A 20,711-nucleotide genomic window follows, 5' to 3' on the forward strand; every position below is an offset into this window, starting at 1 on the left:
GCAGAGCTTCGGGAATGGTCATGGCCCCTGGAGCATGGCACTATGAACGAGAGAGCGTTTTGTTGTTTCCGTGCAGATCGACGCCGTCGTTGCGGCGAGCACCGGTGGTCACCGCGAGGGGGAAGGCCATGCAGGACCAGGAACGCGCCCACCAGTCTCCTTTGATCGACCTGTCGGGGCTGACATTGAATCACCTCCAGAAGCTGGACGACGGGCAAGGTGACTCACCCTTCTTCGCAGAGCTTCGGGAGGCCCTCGCCCTAATGTCGTCGGTGGTCTCGTCAGCGGGCTTCGACTCAGTCATGGAACCTGAGCACCCTCACACCGCCTCCTGAGACTTGATCAACGGCGTCTCCTCGCGCACGAGGGACGCGCCGCCTTCTGCGTAGAAGATGCCCCTGATCCGGGTATGTCCCCTGCGCACGGCCGCCGGATAGGCCGTCACCGCCAGTGGCGACACGGGACATGGATGACCGACGAGTGCTTGCGGCGGCCCACTCCCTTGATCATGCTATGGCCAAGGGCAAGGCCGCCGATGGCACTGGAATTCTCGGCGTCCGGAAGCCGGAAACCACCGCCAAGGCTTCAGCCTCGAACCCTACGCGCAGCCGTGCTCTACGGTTGGTCGTGACTGGCGCCGCAACACCGCCAAGAACTACCGGCACTCCCCTGCAGGCACAGTGAAGGCTTTCTCAACGAAAGTCACCGCCAGACGTTGTTCAAGACCAGTGCGGCTTGGACGATGGCGCCGATCCGGCTCGGGTCAAGGTGACATGACGCAGGGCACGCCGGCGTTGCTTGAGGCGCGCGGCGGCCGTTCGCCCCGGACGCGCAGGCCGCGCACAGCCGGTTAGCGGAGCACGGGCCTGCCCCGGCAGCCGGTTCGGCCTCTCTGCTCGAAGCCGGTGGCCGGTGGGAGTGGGGCGGTGCGAGCCGCACTCGGCTCAAGACAACCGGTGGCAACCGGCTCGGAGGTTCCGTTCAAAGGCCGGCGCTCGGCCGGAACGAGCCGTTGCGCTCCGCACCCGGCTCAGGTCACCGGCAATCTCCTTTGGGGACTCTGCTTGAAGCGGCGTCCACTGGAGCGAGCCTGGCGCAAGGCGCCGCTCTCAACCGGCGTGGCGGCTTCGCCGGGAACCGATGTTCGGCCGGAGCGGGTCTTCGTGCACCGCGCCCGGCTTTGATGTCGCCGGCGGCCGGAAGGGGCGGGATCAGATGTCCTCGCCGGCCAGGACGGCCTCGGCGTCGACGATGCGGTAGGCGTAGCCCTGTTCGGCCAGGAAACGCTGGCGGTGGGCGGCGTACTCCTGGTCGAGGGTGTCGCGGGCGACGACGGCGTAGAATCGGGCGCCCTTGCCGGAGGACTTGGGACGCAGCACCCGGCCCAGGCGCTGCGCCTCCTCCTGGCGGGAGCCGTAGGCGCCGGAGACCTGGATGGCCACGGACGCCTCGGGCAGGTCGATGGAGAAGTTGGCGACCTTGGAGACCACCAGCACCGGCAGCTCCCCGGAGCGGAAGGACGCAAAGAGACGCTCGCGTTCCCGGATGCGGGTGTCGCCCTTGACGACGGGGGCGTCCAGCAGCGCCGACAGCTCGTCCAGCTGGTCGATGTACTGGCCGATGACCAGGATCTGCTCGCCGCGGTGCCGCGCCACCAGGGACTCGATGACGCGGGTCTTGGTGTGGGCGGTGGCGCACAGGCGGTAGCGGTCCTCCGGCTCGGCGGTCGCGTACGCCAGCCGCTCGGACTCGGTCAGCGTCACCCGGACCTCGACGCAGTCGGCGGGGGCGATCCAGCCCTGGGCCTCCATCTCCTTCCACGGCGCGTCGTAGCGCTTGGGGCCGATGAGGGAGAACACATCGTCCTCCCGGCCGTCCTCGCGCACCAGGGTGGCGGTCAGGCCGAGGCGGCGGCGGGCCTGCAGCTCGGCGGTCATCCGGAAGATCGGCGCGGGCAGCAGGTGCACCTCGTCGTAGATCACCAGGCCCCAGTCGCGGGCGTCCAGCAGCTCCAGATGCGGGTAGGCGCCTTTGCGGCGGGTGGTCATGATCTGGTAGGTGGCGATGGTGACCGGGCGGATCTCCTTGCGGGCGCCGCTGTATTCGCCGATCTCGTCCTCGGTCAGGGACGTGCGGCGCAGCAGCTCCTGCTTCCACTGGTGGGCGGAGACGGTGTTGGTCACCAGGATCAGCGTGGTGGCCCGGGCGCGGGCCATGGCGGCGGCGCCGACGATGGTCTTGCCCGCCCCGCAGGGCAGCACCACCACGCCCGAGCCGCCGTGCCAGAACGCGTCGGCCGCCTCCCGCTGGTAGGGGCGCAGCGCCCAGCCGTCCTCGACCAGCGTCACCGGGTGGGCCTCGCCGTCGACGTACCCGGCCAGGTCCTCGGCGGGCCAGCCCAGCTTCAGCAGCGCCTGCTTGAGGTGGCCGCGCTGGCTGGGGTGGACGATGACGGTGTCCTCGTCGATGCGCGCCCCCAGCATCGGCTTGACCTTCTTGGAGCGCAGCACCTCCTCCAGGACCGACCGGTCGGTGGAGGTCAGCACCAGGCCGTGCGCCGGGTCCTTCTCCAGCCGCAGCCGCCCGTAGCGGGACATGGTGTCGGCGACGTCGACCAGCAGCGCGTGCGGCACCGGGTAGCGCGAGTAGCGCAGCAGCATGTCCACGACCTGCTCGGCGTCGTGGCCGGCGGCGCGGGCGTTCCACAGCGCCAGCGGGGTGATCCGGTAGGTGTGGACGTGCTCGGGCGCCCGTTCCAGTTCGGCGAACGGGGCGATGTCCCGGCGGCAGTCGTCGGCCTGCTCGTGGCCGACTTCCAGCAGCAGGGTCTTGTCGGACTGGACGATGAGCGGACCGTCGGTCACGGGCAACCTCGTAGCGGCTGGTCGGGCGGAGTGCGTTCAGTGTGCAACAAGCTTGAGCGGACGGTGTCTTCCCTCCGGTCAGACACTGCCGGAAGGAGCGTCGTCGTTTTCGAAGAAGCCCTGCTCCACCAGGAAGATGAGGGCGATGACCTGCAGGGCGACGGACGCGATGAGGATCGCCCAGCTCCATTTCGCCAGGTTCTGGGATTCCTCGGGGTCGGTGTGCGCGCTGCCCAGCGCCAGGGCCGCGGTGACGATGCCGCCGATGCACAGCACGTTGCAGCAGATCAGCGTGGCGATGCCGTTGCAGACCAGCGCCGTGAGGGGGAGGGAGTGGTCGACGGGCACCCGCGGCACGCCCGGCGGGCCGTAGCCGTAGTCGTGGCCGGGTGTTTCGTGTGCGGGCGGCTGCCGGGGGGACAGGGGAGCCCAGTCCCGCTTCGGCTGTGTCGGGAGATCCTGGCCGCCTCGGGGGAGGTGCGGGGCGGGCCGGCCCTCCGGTGACTCGTTCCCGTGGCCACTCATGCGGGTCCTCCTGTGCGGCGGCGCCGACGGGGCTGATCCAGCCGTTTCCCGTCTCTGGTCCGCCACCGTATCCGGAAGTTTCGCCGTCGCCGGCCACTGGACGATCCGCAGGGCCCGGGCGTGCTCGGCACGCCTCTTTCAACGCGCCGTCTTCGCAGGTCGAGGCGGGCGCATCGCGCGGGCCTGAGCCCTGAGACCTCGGGCCATGCGCCCGCCTTGGGCGCTGAAGAGCGCGTGCCGAAGGAGGGTCAGCCGGCCGGCGGTGCTTCGGCGAGCATCTGCCGCAGCCGTTTGCGGTCGGTCTTGAAGACGCTGGTCATCGGGATCGCGTCGATCACGTGGACCTCCCGGGGGTACTTGATCTTGCCGATCCGGTCGCGGGTCCAGGCGATCAGCTCCTGCGGGGTGGCCGTCGCACCGGGGACCAGGGAGACGAAGGCGACGACCTCCTCGCCGAGGCGGGGGTCGGGACGGCCGACCACGCCGGCCTTGGCGACCGCCGGGTGCTCCATCAGGGCGTCCTCCACATCGCGGGGGAACACGTTGAAACCGCCCCGGATGATCAGGTCCTTCTTGCGGTCCACGATGAACAGGAAGCCGTCGGAGTCCAGGTGGCCGATGTCGCCGGTGCGCAGCTCGCCGTCGATCAGGGCGCCGGCCGTGGCCTCTGCCGCCCGCCAGTAGCCCTTCATCAGGCACCCGGCCCGCACGCAGATCTCGCCGTCGCGGCCGGGCGGCAGCGCGTTGCCGTCCTCGTCGCGGATGGTGATCTCATAGCCGGGCAGCGGGCGGCCCACGCTGCCGGCCTTCCTGGCCCCGGGCCGGTTGACCGCGCAGACCGCGCTGGTCTCGGTCATCCCGTAGCCCTCCATGATCTGCACGCCGGGCACCCGCCGTTCGAACTCCTCCAGGGATTCGCGGGGCAGCGGGGCCGAACCGCAGGTGATGTAGCGCAGGTCCGGCAGCGGGGTGGCCTCCAGGGCGGGTTCGGCCAGCAGCATGCCGATCATGGCGGGGACCAGCGGGGCGAGCTGGGCGCGGTGCGCGGAGGCCAGGCGCAGCCACTCCTTGGCGTCGAACCAGCGCAGCAGCACGGTGCTGCGGGGCACCTGCGACTGCAGCCCGATCAGCGTCACGATCATCCCGTAGGCGTGTGAGAGCGGCAGCGGGACGATCACCCGGTTCACGTGCTGGGCGGTGCTGGCCTCCCAGGAGGCCAGGGAGGCGGCGTACAGGCCGGCGTGGGTGAGCATGACGCCCTTGGCGCGGCCGGTGGTGCCGCCGGTGTACATCAGCGCCGCCAGGTCTTGTTCGTCCCGGTCGATCAGCGGCAGCTCGTCGGCCCGCGCCAGCTCCTCATAAGGGACGGTGCCCTCTGCCGTCGCCTCGCCGACCAGGACGATCTGCACGTCCAGGTCGTGGGCGGCCTTTTGGACGGTGGGCAGCACCTCGGCGGTGGTCACGACGACCCGGGCGCCGCTGTCGGTGAGGATGTGCCGCAGCTCCTCGGGCGAGACCAGGAACACCACCGGGGTGACCACGGCTCCGGCCCGCCACAGCGCCTGGTAGGTGATCCCCACCTCCGGGCAGTTGGCCATCATCACCACGACCCGGTCGCCGGGCCGCACGCCCAGGTCGGTCAGTCCCCCGGCCACCCGGCGGGTCCGCTCGGCCAGTTCCCGGCTGCGGTACCAGCGGCCCTCGAAGAACAGCGCGTCATAGTCGTCGAACCGCTCCCAGGCCCGCTCGGACAGCCTGCCGAGAGTCCGCTTCATCCGGTGCCCCTTTCACCGCGTGACCACCGGACCTGCGCCACGCCCGCACCGCGTGACCTGCGCCGGGGCCGGGTGCGGGCCGTGTTGGCAAGATCCCCTCCGGTTCAGAGGACCGTTTTCCGGTGCGGGCGTCAATATCGCCGCCCCCAATGCGGCGTCCCCGGCGTTGGGCCGTGATCACAACCGGGTCTTTTCGGTGCATCGTCCCCTCAAGCGCCCCGGCCAGAGCGTGCCCCGCCCGCGCACCGCACGCCACCGGCGCGAACACATGCGCGAAATGTCCGGTTGCGGCCGGAGTGGCGCTGCATGCGGGTACGTCGCAGTCTGGACGGTCCCATGGTCTGGGACGCCACGCACGGAGCGCCGTCGCGGCTTCCGTCCCCGAGCCTTCGGGGCATCCGTTGGGGAAGACGCGGCGGGCGCCCGTCTCCGGCGGGGCGCCGCCGGAGACGGGCTGCTTCAAAACGGCCAGTCGGCCTTCTGGCCGCGCTCCAGGAGGGGGATCATCGCGAACGCGGCGTCCGACAGGCCGCCGAAGGTGTGCCGGGTGCCGGTGCCGGACGGGCCGTGGCCGTACTGGTAGCCCACCAGGTTCCAGGTGTAGACCGGGACCTGCTCGGGCACCGCGGCGGTGGGCTCGGCGCCGTGCGGGCCCGCCCAGGCCTGCTCGTCGGTCACGATGACCACCCGGTCGTGGCCGCGGTAGTGGGCGCGCACCGCCTCGGCGGTGTCGGTGCCGCCCAGCCAGTCGAACCGCTCGACCACCTTGAGCACCGGCTCGCCGCGCCGGAAGGGCACCGCCTGGTGCGTGGTGCCGAACTGCACCAGGTCGGCGTGCTCGGCGCGCAGCGCCAGGGCGGTGCCGAAGACGGCGGCGGCGTCGGCCTGGGTGATCTTGCTGCGTGCCGACATCGGCGTGAACATCGAGCCCGACCGGTCCACCAGCACCAGCGTGCGGCCCGGCAGGCGCGGCACGTTCGCCAGCGAGGCGTCCAGCGCCCGCTGCAGCGGCCACGCCCAGCGCGGCGACGGCGCCTGCCGGTAGGCGGCCAGGAACCGGATCGGCAGCAGCTTGGAGCGGCGGACCTGCGCGGGGTCGGCCAGCCGGGCGGCGACCGCCTCGGCGGCCTGCTCGCCGATGCCCGCCCGGTCGAAGTTGCGCAGGTTGCGCAGCAGGGCGAAGAGGCCCATGGACGGGATGATCGCCTCCCAGAAGCGCGCGGTCAGCGGGCCCTGCACCCAGCCGGCCAGCGACTCCCAGGTCATCCCGGCCGCCGCCAGCACCTGCGGGGCGTCCGGCCGCTCCAGCAGCGCGCGCCGCTCGCCCACCGGCAGCGCCAGCAGCTCGGCGCGGGCCCGCAGCACGGTCAGCGAGCGGGGGATGTCCCGGCCGCGGCCGTGCCGCCGGTCGATGGCGTGCTTGAACAGGTCGCCCTGCCAGGGCGCCACCGGCGCCGGGTGGGTCAGCTCCAGGACGTCGCCGAAACGGACCTCGCCGCTGTCGTACTTGATCAGCGACCGCTCGTCGTAAAGCCGGCGGACCGCGTCGGCGATGCCGCGCTTGACCGGCTGCGGCAGCGCCCGCCCGTACCGGCCGTGCCAGTAGGCGATCAGCTCACCGGGCTCGTCGGCGCGCTGCAGCGCCGCGTCGATGAGCCGCCGGTTGCCGCCGGCGGCCGACGCGCACAGCCGGGACATCACGCCCTCGGCCGCGGCCACCACGCTCGCCGAGCGCATGCCGGCCTCGTTGCGCAGCCAGCCGATCATGCGGGTCAGCCAGCCCGGGTCGTGCAGCGCCACCTCGCCGACCAGGGTGCGGAAGCGGGCGTCCCGCGCCGAGGCGCCCTCGTAGAAGGTCTGCTCGCCGACCATGTTCGACACCGCGAGCAGGAAGAGCTCGCTCTTGGTGTCCCGCAGGTGGCCCGGCGCGCCCTCGTGGGTGCGGCCGGTCGCGCGGTCGGCGGTCTTGATCGGGCTGGTGGCGCCCTTGCGGCGCACGCGGTTGAACTTCGCCATCTGTCGCTGCCCTCCTGGGGCGGTGGCCTCCCGAGGTCGAGCCGTCCGAAGTGTTTTCAGTCCCTGTGCGGGACCGTTTCAGGAGTCGAACCCGATATCCACCGAAGTAACTCCGGACTGCGCACCGGGAGGGGATTTTCGAGGCGCCCGAGATTAAATCGGCTGCGGTGCAAAGTGCTCTGACCACTGAGCTACCGCCCGGGGAGTCGGGCGGATGGGAATCGAACCCATGACCTCTCCGTTATAAGCGGAAGTAACCGCTGCCTGCGCATCGGGCGCGCATTCGGATGCTTCCTCCCGAGCTTTGGGGTCCGCTCTTTCAGGTGAGCTGAAAGACCGGGCCCGTGGCGGGGGCGTCGGGAGGTGAGAATCGGGTTGAGCCTTTTTGGGGTCTGGGGCGGGCATCCGTCGCCGGGCCGTCCAGGTCACCGGTCCTGACCTGGGGAGATGGTGTTCTGGTGCGTCGGGCGCCGAGGTCGGGTGCGGCGGGGGTGAACCGAATCCGTCAGGATGGGGAAGTAACCCTCGCCTGCGCACCGGCGCCCGGACGATCGTCGCAGGGGCCCTTTTCCGGCCGGCGGGACGTCCGCCGTGCCGTGCGGGGCGGTGCACCTTTTTCACCACATGGCCCATGGCCTGCGCGGCGAGCCGCCTGCCGAAGGGGACGCCGCGAGGAGGCGAGGCGGATGCGGAAAAAGGCTCAAAGTCTGCGCCGTCCCGGCTCCGCTGGTCGGAGAACACAGCGGCCGCCGTGCGTGCGGCGGGTATTTCGCCGCGGTGGAGCCGGCATGGTGTCCTCCTTTCCGTCAGCGGGGCCGTGCGGACGGCTTCCACTGTGCCGTGTCCGGGAAAACGGCGCAACGCTATTTATTCGCCGTCTTCGAGCTCGGCGACGCCGGTGATGCGGTGCAGCGCGAAACGGTGCACCGCGGCCCTGGTGGCGTCGTATCCGGTCAGGAAACCGCCGTCGACGCTGATCGGCTCCACGATGCGGCTGGAGGCCCGGCCTTCCTGGTCGAGGTAGCCGATCCACACGCGAACGCCCCGCTTGGCGGCCTGCCGCAGCTCCTCCACCGTGGTCATGGACGGGGAGCGCGGCGGCTCGCCCGCGGGTGCGCTGAGGCGGGCCGCCGCGTCGCCGGCGCGCAACGCCCGCACCGCGGCGTCGATCACCGCCGGGTCGCACTCGTCCGCCGCAAAGGTGCGGACCGGGCCGGCGTCGGCGGGGGTGTCGGCCCGGTAGGAGTCGGGCCGGGTGATGACCACGCCGCCCTCGGGGGATTCGGCGACCGGCGACAGCCCCAGCCCGCGCAGCGCCTCCAGCAGCTCGGCCCGCGGCAGCGGAGAGGCCAGCACGGTCGGGGCCAGCCGGTGCAGCGGCAGCGCCTGGGCCCGCCGGTCGGCCAGCACCTCCTCCAGCAGGGCCGGGTCGTCGGCGCGCACATAAGAGCTCATGGCGCCCACCCGCAGCCGGCCGTGCCGCCGCGCCACGTCCTCGATCAGATAGGTCAGCGGCTGCGGCAGCGGGGTGGCCGAGTGCCGGGTCAGCAGTTCGATCAGCTCGGCGGCCGAGCGTCCGGCGTCCAGGGCGCGGCGCACCGACGCCTCGGTGAAGCGGTAGACGGTGGCGCCGCCGGTGGACTCCACGTCGGCGGTCAGCGCCAGCTCCCGGGCCAGTTCCGGAACCAGCGGCCCGGGCGCCACGGCGGTCAGATCGGCCTGGATGAGGATCTCCGCCACCGGCGTGGGCAGGTGCTCGGCCAGCGCGGCGGCCACCTCGGGAAGGCCGGCGCCCTCCAGCAGCGGGCGGGCATGGGGGGCCGGGGCGCCGAAGGCGGTCAGGCCCAGCAGCTCGGCCTCCCGCAGCGTCCAGTCCACCAGCCGGTCGCGCAGCGCGCCGCGGCGGCGGGGCTGCTCCCAGGCCAGCCGGTCACGGATCTGCTCGGCCGGCAGCGCCCCGCCGGCCTGCACCAGCACCGCCAGCACCGCCCGGCGGAGCTGCGGGGCGGCCGGGCGCACCGGCTCTGCGCCCAGCGCGTTGATCACCCGGTCGCGTTCGTCGCGCTCGCCGACCAGGCCCGCCACCCGGTCGCTGTGCAGCCAGGCGGCGGCCAGCTCGCTCCAGCGGTCGGCGTTCTCGCGCAGCCGCCACAGGTCGAAGGCGCGGGTGGGCAGCCACTCGCCGTCCACCCCCTGGTCGCTGGAGCGTGCCAGCAGCCCGGCACTGTGAGCGGTCTCGATGAGCAGCGCGGCCTGCCATTCGGCCACGTCCAGCGCCTCGGCGGCGGCGCGCAGGTCCCGGACTCCCAGCCCGCCGCTGCGCAGCACGGCCGGCGGTCGCAGGCCCCACCGCTCCAGCAGGTCCTCGGTCAGCCGCACGACGGTCAGCGCCTGGCCGGCGGCGGTGCGGGCCACCAGCTCCGCCGGGTGCGGCATCGCCGCCCGCGTCGCCGGCGGGCGTGCGGTGAGGTCCCGGAACAGCCTGCCGCCGCGCAGGTACAAGGCGACCTCGCGGGGCAGCGTGACGGTGTGGTCGTCGGTGGCGGCCAGCAGCCCGCGGGCCAGCAGGTGCTCGATGGGGGTCTGGGCGGTGGCGGCGCGCACGGCGCGGCGGGCCTCGGCGACCCGTCCCACCGGCGGTCCCCAGGCCAGCTGCTCCAGCGCGGCGCGCGCCTGCGGCCCGGCCTGCTCGAGCAGCTCGCCCGGGTCGGTCAGCCGCGCGACCAGCGTCTCGATCAGGGCGGCGGTGTCGGGGAAGCCGCGCGGGCCGTGGCCGCCGGTGTCGGCGACCAGCTCCAAGAGCCGTTCCAAGGGGTAGGCGGCCAGCAGCTCGGCGGCGGGCGGGCCGAGCCCGGCCGGGTGCGGCAGTGCCCGGCGCAGGCCGGGGGCGGTGCGCAGCGGGCCGTCGGCGTCGCCGTCGTCCCAGACCAGGCCGCAGGTGCGCAGCCGCTCCAGCACTTCGGTGACGTCGTCGGCGGTGGCGTCGGTGCAGGCGGTCAGCTCCCGCACGACCGCCTCCCGCGGGGCCGGCTGGGGGAGGACCAGCAGCGTCTCCAGCACCGCCAGGGCGAAGCGGTCCAGGCGGTCCAGCGCCCGGGCGATGGCCGCGGGCGTGGCCGCCCGTGCGCCGAGGGCGGTCAGATCCGCCGGTACGGGGGTGATCAGCTCAGGCCGTGCGGCGAGCAGCGCGCGCAGTTGTGCGTCGTCGCGGGCGCGCAGCCAGTCGGCGTAGCTGTCCATCTCTCCCACCGTAGTGGGAGGCGCCGAGGGGGCCGGGCGCCGCCGGACGGGTCAGGCGGGGCTGCGCTCGTTGGTGACCAGGCCGAGCGCCAGGCGGGCCCAGGCCTCGACGAAGCGGCTCTCATCGACGCGGGTGGGCGACTCGTGCAGCGACTCGGTCGACAGCCAGTAGTTGACCACCGCGCCGCCGAGCACCGTGGCGATCGCCGGCCAGTCGGCGTCCGCATCGGCGTACTCCGGCTGGGCCGACAGCCAGGTGGCGATGCTGTCGTACAGCGGCTTGACCAGGCCCTCGCGCATCTCGGCGATCAGGTTGGGGAACTGGTCCAGGTCGCGGAACAGCACCCGGATCAGGTCCTGTTCCTCGCGCATTTTGGCCAGCCCCGTCTTGCAGGCCATCTTCAGCCGGGTCTCCAGCGGCAGATCGGAGTGCTCGGCGGCGATCTCCATGACGGTGGCGATCTGCTCGCGGGTACGGGTGATGTGCTCGCGGATCGCGGCGGCCAGCACCTCTTCCTTGGAACGGAAGTGGCGGTACAGGCCGCCCGCGCCCGGAGACAGCCCGGCCGCGGCCTCGATCTCGGCAACAGATGTCGCGGCGTAACCGCGGTCGGCGAAAAGCCGAAGCGATTCGGCCACGATCCGCTCGCGCGTGGATAGCGTCATGTGAGTCCTCCGCCAGAACAGTAGGGCATCGAGGCGGGGCGCGTGCACGCACTCGGGCGCTGCACGTCCGAAAAAGTGATGGCGCCCACCTTCCCGGCCCGGCGCACTAGGCTGCGGGAACACGCTGCGGCAAGGAGGCCGTGATCGCGCCTGGAACGTCTATGGAAGGGGTCGAGGTGGCCTTCGTGCCCGATGACTTCGTCGTGCCCACCCTGGTCGCCGGGCAGCGCTTCCGGATCCGCCCGATCGGCGTGCACGATGTGGTCAAGGACTACGACGCGGTCATGAGCAGCCGGGAGCGGCTGTGGGAGCGCTTCGGCGCCCACTTCGGCTGGCCGGCCCCCGGCTACGACTTCGAGCAGGCCCTGGTGGATCTGGGCTGGCTGCAGAAGGAGGGCCAGCTGCGGCGGTCGTTCACCTTCGCGGTGCTGACCGCCGATGAGGAGCGGCTGCTGGGCCGGGTGCACATCGCCCCGCCGCCCCGTTCGCTGCCGGAGGTGGACGCCGGCGTGGTGTTCTGGGTGCGTTCGGATGAGGCCGGCACCGGCCTGGAGCGGGAACTGGCCGAGTTCGTCCATGAATGGGCCACGGTGACCTGGCCGTTCAAGAATGTGCGGTATCCCGGCCAGGACATCTCCTGGGAGGAGTGGTGCGCCGACTGACCGGGCGCTCCAAGGTCTTCGTTTGCACCGCTCAAGCCCATGTGATTGAAAAAGCGCATTTGGCCGGGCCGGGACGGGCATGGTTGAGCGGTGGGGCGGCGGGTATGGACGCCGATGCCGAACGCTGGTTTCGGACGTACGGAACACCTGATTGCGGGCGGTTGACATTTCGCACAGCTCCCGCGCCCTCCCGCTCGGATCCCGTCGCATCGCCACTACCGGGAGGGCGCGGGCTTGCGGACGCCGGCGCCCGGCGGATCGACCCGCCCTTTGCATACGCTGGGGATGTGCCGGATCTCCACCTGCCTGTGACCGCCCCGCTGACCGTCGGGTTCGACCTTGACCTGACCCTGGCCGACACCCGGGAGGGCATCGCCGCCACCTACCGGGCGCTGGCGGCCGAGACGGGGGTGTTCATCGACGTCCCCACCGTGATCGCCCGCCTGGGCCCGCCGCTGGAGCGGGAGCTGGCGCACTGGTTCCCGCCCGCGCAGATCCCCGCCGCCGCGGCGCGCTACCGGCAGCTGTACGGCGACATCGCGGTGCCCGTCAGCACCCCGATGCCCGGGGCGCTGCAGGCGGTGCAGGCGGTGCGGGAGCACTCCGGGCGTGCGATCGTGGTGACCGCCAAGAGCCAGCGGCATGCCGAGGCGACCGTGGCGGCCCTGGGCCTGCCGGTCGATGCGGTCATCGGCGGTCTGTTCGGCACCGAGAAGGGAGAGGCGCTGCGTGAGCACGGCGCAGGCGTCTATGTCGGCGACCACCTGGCGGACGTGGACGCGGCCCGCGCCGCCGGGGCGCGCAGCGTGGCGGTCGCCACCGGCCCCTTCGACGCCGCGGCACTGCGCGCCCACGGCGCCGACGTGGTGCTGGAGGATCTGGCCGCATTCCCCGCCTGGCTCGCCGGGACGGTCCCCGCCGCCCGGTGACCTGGGCCGCTCGATCGCGGCCACCGGTATATGTGTTCACCCGTTTGCGGTGAGGCATTACTCTTGAGCCCAATTCGTAGCGAGAGCTGGATGAGGTCACCTGTGCCCACTGGCAAGGTCAAGTGGTACGACGCCGGTAAAGGATTCGGCTTCCTCACCCGCGACGACGGCGGTGAGGTCTTCGTGCATTCCTCCGCATTGCCGAGCGGCGTCACCTCGCTGAAAACCGGCCAGCGCGTGGAGTTCGGAGTGGTCGAGGGCCGGCGGGGGCAGCAGGCGCTGTCGGTGCGGACGCTCGATCCCCTGCCCTCGGTGGAGCGGTCGGTGGCCAAGGCCCGGCGCAAGAAGCCCGACGAGATGGTGCCGATCATCGAGGACCTGATCAAGCTGCTGGACGGCATCTCCAACACCTACCGGCGGGGCAAGCACCCCTCCCCGGCCGAGTCCAAGAAGATCGCCACGGTGCTGCGCGCCCTCGCCGACGATCTGCATCCCTGAGCCCTCCCGCACGCCGCACCCGCCCGTCCCCGGGCCTTGGGGCTGCGCGGCGGGGAAGGTTCGTTGACACCGGGTCCCGTCGGTCCTCCGGGTGGGGGCCGACGGGCGCTTCCGGCTTTTCGGGACGCATGACGCCATGGGCCGTCCGGCTCTGATGGTCGCTTGAACGCCCAGGTCATCGGGGTTTGCGGGACCTTGCCCGCCGCGGGGGCGGGCCGGGTGCGCCGCCGGTGAGGATCGACGGCGCCGCCGCCGTCCTTGACGATCCGGGATGCCGGGCCATACCGGCTGATGGGAGAGAATCGAGGGGTGAGCCCTCTGCGTCAACCCAGATCGACCTCGACCGGTGCGACGCGTTCGCGCCGGACCCGTACCCCCGCCGTCGACCCTGCGTGCGCGGAGGCGGTGGATCTCGCCCGCCGGGCCGCCGAGGAGACCGCCCACCCCACTCCCGTGGGCGAGCACCTGGGGATGCAGGCCGAGGGCGACCGAGTGCTCACCCACTACTTCGCCTGCCTGGACCCCGCCTACAAGGGATGGCGGTGGGCGGTCACCGTGGTCCGCGCGGCCCGCGCCAAGGTGGTGACGGTCAACGAGTGCGTGCTGGTCCCCGGCGAGGGGGCGCTGATGCCGCCGCCGTGGGTGCCGTGGATCGAACGGCTGCGCCCCGGCGACCTGGGCCCCGGCGACCTGCTGCCCACCCCCGCCGACGACCCCCGACTGGCCCCCGGCTACACCGAGACCTCCGATGAGGCCGAACGGCAGGTGCAGTGGGAGCTGGGGCTGGGACGGGTCCGGGTGCTGTCGGCCGAGGGACGCGCCCAGGCCGCCGCCCGCTGGTATGAGGGGACGGCCGGGCCGCGCACCCCGATCGCCGCCTCCGCCCCCGCCCAGTGCTCCACCTGCGGGTTCTACGTGCCGCTGTCGGGGGAGCTGCGGCAGATGTTCGGGGTGTGCGCCAACGAGTACGCCCCCGACGACGGCCGGGTGGTCTCCGCCGACCACGGCTGCGGAGCCCACTCGGAGGCGGTGGTGGTGCCGCCCGCCTCCGAGGCGCCGCCGCCGATCGTCGACGAGATGGGTTATGACCTGATGCCGGTGTCCGCGCTGACCGAGGAGACGGACGAGCAGGCGGGCGATGAGGCGGCCGGCGAAGGGGCCGCCGAGCGCCGTTGAACGGCGCGCCGGCCCCCGGCCCCGCCGATGATCCCTACGGCACGGCGGAGATCCGGCGGCGGGTGCTGCAGGCCTGGGAGTCCTCCCCGGCCCGCTTCCGGGAGGACGCCAACGCCGAGGAGGACCACGCCCTCGGCGGCTACCGCGACCGGGTGATCGTCGAGCTGGCGCAGAACGCCGCCGACGCCGCGCTGCGCGCCGGCGTCGGCGGCCGGCTGCGGCTGCGCCTGTCGGGAGGCGTGCTGACGGCCGCCAACACCGGGGCGCCGCTGGATGCCGCCGGGATCGAGGCGCTGTCGACGCTGCGGGCCTCGGCCAAACGGGACGAGCCCGGCGCGGTGGGACGGTTCGGCGTGGGGTTCGCCGCCGTGGCCGCGGTCAGCGACGAGCCGTGCATCGGCCCCGCCGCCGGCGGGCCCGCGGTGGCCTGGTCGGCGCGGCGCACCCGGGAACTGGTGGCGGGCGTCCCGGCGCTGGCCGGCGAACTGGACCGCCGCGGCGGCCATGTGCCGCTGCTGCGGCTGCCGTTCCCGGCCCGCCTGCCCGAGCCCGAGGCCGGCTTCGACACCGTGGTGCGCCTGCCGCTGCGCGACGCCGCGGCCGAGGCCCTGGTGCGACGGCAGCTGGAAGAGGTGGGGCCGGCGCTGATGCTGGCGCTGCCCAGCCTGCGGGCGGTGGAGATCGACCTGGAGGGGGCCACTCGGACGATCACCGCCGAGCACCGGCCGGACGGCACCGTGGACATCGACGGCGTGCGGTGGCGGACGGTCCTGGCGGAGGGGACGCTCGATGCCGCCCTGCTGGCCGACCGGCCCACCGAGGAACGCGCCCGGCCCTTCTGGCAGGTCCGCTGGGCCGTCCCCGACCCGGCGGAGCCGCAGCAGGGGGCGGGCGCCCCGGCCCTGGACCTCCTCGGCCCCCACCGGGGGGCGGGGTCGCCGCGGCTGCCCGAGGACGTGCCCCAGGTGCTGCACGCACCAACCCCCAGCGACGAGCGGCTGAGCGTTCCCGCGCTGCTGATCGCCACATTCCCGCTGGCCCCCGACCGGCGGCACGTGGCCTCCGGGCCGCTGACCGACTTCCTGATCGAACAGGCCGCTGCGGCCTATGTCCGGCTGCTGCGCGAGCTGCCCGCCACCCCCCGCCTGCTGTCGCTGGTCCCCGGCGGGCTGCCGGCCGGGGAGCTGGACGCGCGGCTGCGCCGGGAGATCGCAAAGCGGCTGCCGCAGGCCCCGCTGCTGCCCGTGGCCGCGCCCGGCCCCGCCGGCGAGGCGGAAGAGCCGGTGCGCGCCCGCGGCCGGGACGTGGTGGCCGTGGACGGCACCGCCGGGCTGCTGGACCTGCTCGCCGAGGTGCTGCCCGGCCTGCTGCCGGCCGGCTGGCCCGCCGGGCATCCGGCGCTGCAGACGCTGGGCGTGCGGCACCTGCCCCTGGCCGACGTGGTCGACCTGCTGGCCGGCCTGGAGCGGGAACCGGCCTGGTGGCGGCGGCTGTATGCGGAGCTGGCCGCGGCGCGCTGCGACGCCGACGCGCTGGGGGCGCTGCCGGTGCCGCTGGCCGACGGCCGCACGGTGCGCGGCCCCCGCGGCCTGCTGATCGCCTCCGCCGACCTGGACCCCGAGCCGCTGCAGGTGCTGGGGCTGCGGTTCGTCCACCCCGAGGCCGTCCACCCGCTGCTGGTGCGGCTGGGAGCGGTGGAGGCCGGGCCGCGCCGGGTGCTCGCCGAGCCGGCGGTGCGGGCGGCGGTGGCCGGCTCCTTCGACGCCGACGACCCCGAGCCGATCGCCGAGGCCGTCTTGGGGCTGGTGGCGGCGGCCGGGCTGCGGGCGGGGGAGGAGCCCTGGCTGGCGGAGCTGACGCTGACCGGCGCGGACGGGGAGTTCTACCCGGCCGGGGAGCTGCTGCTGCCCGGCAGCCCGCTGCACCAGATCATGGCCGCCGACGCCCCGTTCGGCACCGTCGCCCCCGACCTGGTCGAACGCTGGGGGGAGCAGACCTTGGAGGCGGCCGGGGTGCTGCGCGGCTTCGCCGTGGCCCGCGCCGAGGACGTCGATGTGGCGGCCCTGGCCGACGAACCGCTGCTGGAGCTGGACGGCGAGGAGGAGTGGGCCCGCTACGTGCTGGACCTGCTCGGCCCGCAGGAGCTGCCGCCGCAGCTGCCGGAACTGGTGGCCGTCCGCGACCTGGAACTGGTGGAGGACTGGCCGGCGGCGCTGCGGCTGCTGGCCGAGCCCCCGCTGCGGGCGGCCGTGGTCGATCCCGCGCATGTGGTGCTCGGCGACGGACGCCGGGTGGCGGTGCCCTCCTACACGGCCTGGTGGCTGCGGGGGCGGCCGGTCCTGGGCGGGCGGCGCCCCGGCGAGCTGCGCGCCCGCGAGGCCGGCGAGCTGGCCGGGCTGTACGATCCGGCGCCCGCCGGGCTGGACCCGCGGCTGGCGCGGGCGCTGGGCGTGCGGGGCTCGCTGGAGGAGCTGCTGGCCGAGCCCGGCGGCGCCGCCGACCTGCTGGACCGGCTGGCCGACCCGGCCCGCGCGGTGCCTCGCCCCCTGCTGCGCCGGCTGTGGGCGGCGCTGGCGGAGTGGGCGGCCCGAGGGGACGCCCCGCTCGCCGAGCCGCCCGAGCGGGTCCGGGCCTTGGTGGCGGGCGTGCCGGAGGTCGTGCCGGCCGAGGACGCCATGGTCGTGGACACCCCCGCGCTGCTCCCGCTGGTCGCCGACCAGCCCCTGGTGATCGCCCCTTACGACCGGGCGGTGGCGCTGGCCGAGGCGCTGGAGCTGGCCCTGGCCAGTGAGGAGATGCCCGCCGCGGTGGAGTCGGCGGGCACGCCGCGCAAGGTCCCGCCGGAGGTCTGGGAGATCTGGGGGGAGGCGGACCTTCCCGAGGAGTACCTGGCCCACGACCCGCTGGTCGTCTCCGGCCGTCCGGTGCCGTGGTGGTATGAGGAGGACACCGGCATCGTGCACGCCTCCGGTCCCGCCGGGCTGGCCCGCGCACTGGCCTGGGCCGCCGGACGCTGGCGGGACCGCCTGCTGCTGGAGGCGGTGCTGCGCGACCCCGCGGCCCTCCCCGTCGTCCTGGCCGAACGGGACCTGGAGCCCTGACTGGGGACGCTCAGGCCCGGTCCTCGGGCGCCCGGTGGGCGGCGGTCCGGGACGCCTCGGTGGCCTCGGGAGGGGCGGCGGGCACGGCCCGGCCCTGGCCCTCCCTGAGTGCGCGGCGTTCGAGGGCGGCGGCGCGGGCGCGGTGCAGGCGGGGCAGGTACCAGTAGCCGAAGATCCCCGTGGCGACGCCGACCACGCACACCCAAAGCCACCAGCGGGCGTCCTCCGGCAAGTCCACGATCAGCAGCACCACCAGGGCGATCGCCCAGGCCACGGTGCCCACCGCCGCCACCAGCCGGTCGTCGGTCCGCAGCGGAGGGGGATCCGGACGCCGTGGACGTGTCATGAAGCTCAGGCTACGAGATGCGCGGTGGTCGTTTCCCGAGTGGGAGCATGGTTTGCGTCCCAGCAGACCACGGGTGAGCGGGGAGGGAAGCCGAAGTCACATTCCCGGCCGGCGCGCGGGCGGAATAGCCGGCCGCCCATAGTCGTTAGCCGAGGTAATGACTTCTGCTAATGAACATGAACACGCACCAGGACCCACAGCCCGTCGAGCCGCCTCCCGGACTGGCCGAGGAGCTGCGCATCTCCATCGCGCGCCTGTCGCGAAGACTGCGCTCGGTGAGCGCCACCGAAGGGACCGGCCCGCACGGCTCGCCCCGGCAGCCCCGGCTCACGATCTCCCAGCACGCCGCGCTGGCGGCGCTGGAGCGGCACCGGGCCATGACCCCGCGCGAGCTCGCCGACCACGAGAAGGTGCAGCCCCCTTCCATGACCCGGGTGATCGCCGCCCTGGAGGAGCAGGGGCTGGTGGAACGCAGCCCGCACCCGACCGACGGCCGCCAGGTGGTGCTGCGCGTGACCCAGCGGGGAGTGGACCTGCTGCGGGAGGAACGCCGCCGCAAGGAGGCCTGGCTGTCGCGGCGCCTGAGCGAACTGACCCCCCGAGAGCGGGAGATCCTGCGCCAGGCGGCGCCGATCCTGGACCGGCTCAGCAAGTCCTGACGCCCCCGGCCGGGCGCACCCGCCAGAAGATCCCCCCTGAACCGGACGAACCGGAACAGGACGGGGAGCGGGGCGGGATGTTCCGCTCGCTGCGCGTCCGCAACTACCGGCTGTTCGCCTCCGGCCAGGTCGTCTCCAACACCGGCACCTGGATGCAGCGGGTCGCCCAGGACTGGCTGGTGCTGGAACTCACCCACGGCAGCGGCACCGCCCTGGGCATCACCACCGGCCTGCAGTTCTTGCCGCTGCTGCTGTTCGGGCTGTGGGGCGGGGTGCTGGCCGACCGCTACCCCAAGCGGCGCATCCTGCTGGCCACCCAGGCCGCCATGGGCCTGCTGGCGCTGGTGCTGGGGGTGCTGGCGCTCACCGGCACCGCCCAGGTGTGGCACGTGTACGCGCTGGCCTTCGGGCTGGGCATGGCCACCGTGATCGACAACCCGGCCCGCCAGTCGTTCGTGATCGAGATGGTGGGACGGCGGGACCTGCCCAACGCGATCGCCCTCAACAGCGCCACCTTCAACGGCGCCCGCGTGGTGGGCCCCGCGGCGGCCGGGGTGCTGATCGCCTGGATCGGCACCGGCCCGGTGTTCTTGCTCAACGCCCTGTCCTTCGGGGCGGTGATCTTCGGGCTGCTGGCGATGCGCACCGCCGAGCTGCACCCGGCCGAGCAGGTGCCGCGCGCCAAGGGCCAGCTGCGCGAGGGCCTGCGCTATGTGCGCGGGCGCCGGGACCTGCTGCTGGTGCTGGTGCTGATCGGGTTCGTGGCCACCTTCGGCATGAACTTCCAGGTCACCATGGCCCTGGTCACCCGCGAGGTGTTCGGCGTCGGCGCCTCCTCCTTCGGGCTGGCCTCGACGATGCTGGCGGTCGGCTCGGTCACCGGCGCGCTGCTGGCCGCCCGCCGCACCCGGCCCCGGATGCGGCTGCTGCTGTCGGCGGCGCTGCTGTTCGGGCTGCTGGAGATCGCCACCGGGCTGATGCCGACCTACTGGTCGTTCCTGATCCTGCTGGTGCCCACCGGCCTGGCCCTGATGACGGTCACCACCACCGCCAACGCCACCATGCAGCTGAACGTGGCGCCGGAGATGCGCGGCCGGGTGATGGGCCTGTACATGTTCGTCTTCCTGGGCACCAACCCGCTGGGCGCCCCGCTGATCGGGTGGCTGGCCGAGCACTTCGGCCCGCGCATGGGCATCGTCGCCGGCGGCGTCGTGGCGCTCCTGGCCGCCCTGGCGGTGACCGTCCTGGCCGTCCCGCGCGGCAGGCTCCGGGACGAGGTCAAAGCCGGCCTCGAGCGCTCCCTGTGGAGGAACCTCCGCAGGAGCACGGCCTGAAACCCGGGCGCCGGTCCCCGCCCGGTGGCCGCATCCGGCCGGGCGGTGCCTCGCTCGAAGGGGAACCGAAAGCCCAGACCTGCCGTTGACTGGAATAGACGCGGCCGAGCCGTTCGGCTTCCGCGCGAGCACGGCCCGCCCGCGGTGGTCCCATGCGGCGCGGCGTCCGGGCGAGCGGAGACGACCGGTTCGGGACGGTGAATCCGGATGGCGAAATCCGGATGACGAATCCGGGTGACAGCGACCGGCGCAGGCTGACAGGCTTGGACTGCCCTCCCCGTCCGGGGCGCCGGTCGGGACCGCGAGGGTGGGACCGGACGGCGGAGCAAGAAGCGAGGAGGCGACGGGCGTGACCGTCTCGATGGTGAAGGGCCAGCGGATCTCACTGGAGAAGCCCGGGGGCACACTGAGCATGGTCCGGATGGGCCTGGGCTGGGACGCGGTCAAAAAGCGGGGCTTCTTCGGCTCCCGCGAACGGGAGATCGACCTGGACGCCTCCTGCCTGCTGTTCGCCGACGGCCAGCTGGCGGACGTGGTCTACTTCGGCAAGCTCACCAGCAGCGACGGGTCGGTGCGGCACACCGGTGACAACCTCACCGGCGTCGGCGACGGCGACGACGAGTCGGTGATCGTGGACCTGACCAGGGTGCCGGTGCACGTGACCTCGCTGGTGTTCACCGTCAGCTCCTTCAACGGGCAGACCTTCAACGAGGTGGAGAACGCCTTCTGCCGGCTGGTGGACGAGACCACCGGCGCCGAGCTGGCCCGCTACACCCTCACCGGCGGCGGCGCCCACACCGGCATGGTGATGGCCAAGCTGTACCGGCACGGGGGCGGCTGGAAGATGAACGCCATCGGCGAGCCCGCCCAGGGCCGCACCTTCCAGGACATGCTCCCGGCCATCGCCGCCCACGCTTAAG

Annotated in this window: 16 protein-coding genes and 1 tRNA gene; 8 read left to right on the forward strand and 9 right to left on the reverse strand. The window is 73.3% G+C overall.

Annotation, left to right across the window (positions count from 1 at the left end):
• Window positions 1–319: 319 nt before the first annotated feature.
• The 8 genes from TCUR_RS26895 to TCUR_RS04005 form a co-directional block, all read right to left on the reverse strand.
• On the reverse strand, window positions 320–460 hold the full coding sequence (locus tag TCUR_RS26895) for a hypothetical protein (protein ID WP_169312993.1): 141 nt from the start codon (window positions 458–460) through the stop codon (window positions 320–322).
• 751 nt (window positions 461–1,211) lie between these two features.
• A complete protein-coding gene (locus TCUR_RS03975) occupies window positions 1,212–2,864 on the reverse strand; it encodes a DNA repair helicase XPB (protein WP_012851184.1) in 1,653 nt (550 codons plus the stop codon).
• Between the two features lie 78 nt (window positions 2,865–2,942).
• Window positions 2,943–3,389 (reverse strand): hypothetical protein, encoded by a 447-nt coding sequence (locus TCUR_RS26265; protein ID WP_012851185.1) that lies wholly within the window; start codon window positions 3,387–3,389, stop codon window positions 2,943–2,945.
• Between the two features lie 248 nt (window positions 3,390–3,637).
• Window positions 3,638–5,164 (reverse strand): class I adenylate-forming enzyme family protein, encoded by a 1,527-nt coding sequence (locus TCUR_RS03985; protein WP_012851186.1) that lies wholly within the window; start codon window positions 5,162–5,164, stop codon window positions 3,638–3,640.
• A gap of 459 nt (window positions 5,165–5,623) precedes the next feature.
• Complete coding sequence (locus TCUR_RS03990; RefSeq protein ID WP_012851187.1) at window positions 5,624–7,180, reverse strand: vWA domain-containing protein; 1,557 nt, start codon at window positions 7,178–7,180, stop codon at window positions 5,624–5,626.
• Between the two features lie 206 nt (window positions 7,181–7,386).
• A tRNA-Ser gene (locus tag TCUR_RS03995) sits at window positions 7,387–7,447 on the reverse strand.
• A 600-nt stretch (window positions 7,448–8,047) separates the two neighbouring features.
• A complete protein-coding gene (locus TCUR_RS04000; RefSeq protein WP_012851188.1) occupies window positions 8,048–10,420 on the reverse strand; it encodes a helicase-associated domain-containing protein in 2,373 nt (790 codons plus the stop codon).
• A 51-nt stretch (window positions 10,421–10,471) separates the two neighbouring features.
• The gene (locus TCUR_RS04005) at window positions 10,472–11,086 is read right to left on the reverse strand and encodes a TetR/AcrR family transcriptional regulator (RefSeq protein WP_012851189.1); all 615 of its coding nucleotides are present in this window, start codon (window positions 11,084–11,086) and stop codon (window positions 10,472–10,474) included.
• Window positions 11,087–11,247: 161 nt separating this feature from the next.
• Here TCUR_RS04005 and TCUR_RS04010 point away from each other — a divergent pair, with 161 nt between their 5' ends.
• The 5 genes from TCUR_RS04010 to TCUR_RS04030 all read left to right on the forward strand — a co-directional run bounded on the left by TCUR_RS04010 (window position 11,248) and on the right by TCUR_RS04030 (window position 17,452).
• On the forward strand, window positions 11,248–11,748 hold the full coding sequence (locus tag TCUR_RS04010) for a GNAT family N-acetyltransferase (protein WP_012851190.1): 501 nt from the start codon (window positions 11,248–11,250) through the stop codon (window positions 11,746–11,748).
• A 287-nt stretch (window positions 11,749–12,035) separates the two neighbouring features.
• On the forward strand, window positions 12,036–12,677 hold the full coding sequence (locus TCUR_RS04015) for an HAD family hydrolase (protein ID WP_041439302.1): 642 nt from the start codon (window positions 12,036–12,038) through the stop codon (window positions 12,675–12,677).
• A 102-nt stretch (window positions 12,678–12,779) separates the two neighbouring features.
• On the forward strand, window positions 12,780–13,175 hold the full coding sequence (locus TCUR_RS04020; protein ID WP_041439303.1) for a cold-shock protein: 396 nt from the start codon (window positions 12,780–12,782) through the stop codon (window positions 13,173–13,175).
• A 405-nt stretch (window positions 13,176–13,580) separates the two neighbouring features.
• Window positions 13,581–14,351: a DUF3027 domain-containing protein gene (locus TCUR_RS04025; RefSeq protein ID WP_012851193.1), complete on the forward strand. Its 771-nt coding sequence runs from the start codon at window positions 13,581–13,583 to the stop codon at window positions 14,349–14,351.
• A complete protein-coding gene (locus tag TCUR_RS04030) occupies window positions 14,348–17,452 on the forward strand; it encodes a sacsin N-terminal ATP-binding-like domain-containing protein (protein WP_012851194.1) in 3,105 nt (1,034 codons plus the stop codon). Before TCUR_RS04025 ends, TCUR_RS04030 begins: the two co-directional genes overlap by 4 nt.
• 10 nt (window positions 17,453–17,462) lie before the next feature.
• On the opposite strand, the gene TCUR_RS04035 is transcribed toward TCUR_RS04030, so the two are convergent.
• Window positions 17,463–17,798 (reverse strand): DUF2530 domain-containing protein, encoded by a 336-nt coding sequence (locus TCUR_RS04035; protein ID WP_012851195.1) that lies wholly within the window; start codon window positions 17,796–17,798, stop codon window positions 17,463–17,465.
• A gap of 170 nt (window positions 17,799–17,968) precedes the next feature.
• Here TCUR_RS04035 and TCUR_RS04040 point away from each other — a divergent pair, with 170 nt between their 5' ends.
• The 3 genes from TCUR_RS04040 (at window position 17,969) to TCUR_RS04050 (ending at window position 20,710) form a co-directional block, all read left to right on the forward strand.
• Window positions 17,969–18,457, forward strand: coding sequence for a MarR family winged helix-turn-helix transcriptional regulator (locus TCUR_RS04040; RefSeq protein ID WP_012851196.1), 489 nt, complete (start codon window positions 17,969–17,971; stop codon window positions 18,455–18,457).
• A gap of 77 nt (window positions 18,458–18,534) precedes the next feature.
• The gene (locus tag TCUR_RS04045) at window positions 18,535–19,791 is read left to right on the forward strand and encodes an MFS transporter (RefSeq protein ID WP_012851197.1); all 1,257 of its coding nucleotides are present in this window, start codon (window positions 18,535–18,537) and stop codon (window positions 19,789–19,791) included.
• Between the two features lie 349 nt (window positions 19,792–20,140).
• Window positions 20,141–20,710: a TerD family protein gene (locus TCUR_RS04050; RefSeq protein WP_012851198.1), complete on the forward strand. Its 570-nt coding sequence runs from the start codon at window positions 20,141–20,143 to the stop codon at window positions 20,708–20,710.
• Window position 20,711 lies beyond the last annotated feature (1 nt).

This window comes from Thermomonospora curvata DSM 43183 (genome assembly GCF_000024385.1).
GTDB classification, from domain to species: Bacteria; Actinomycetota; Actinomycetes; order Streptosporangiales; family Streptosporangiaceae; genus Thermomonospora; species Thermomonospora curvata.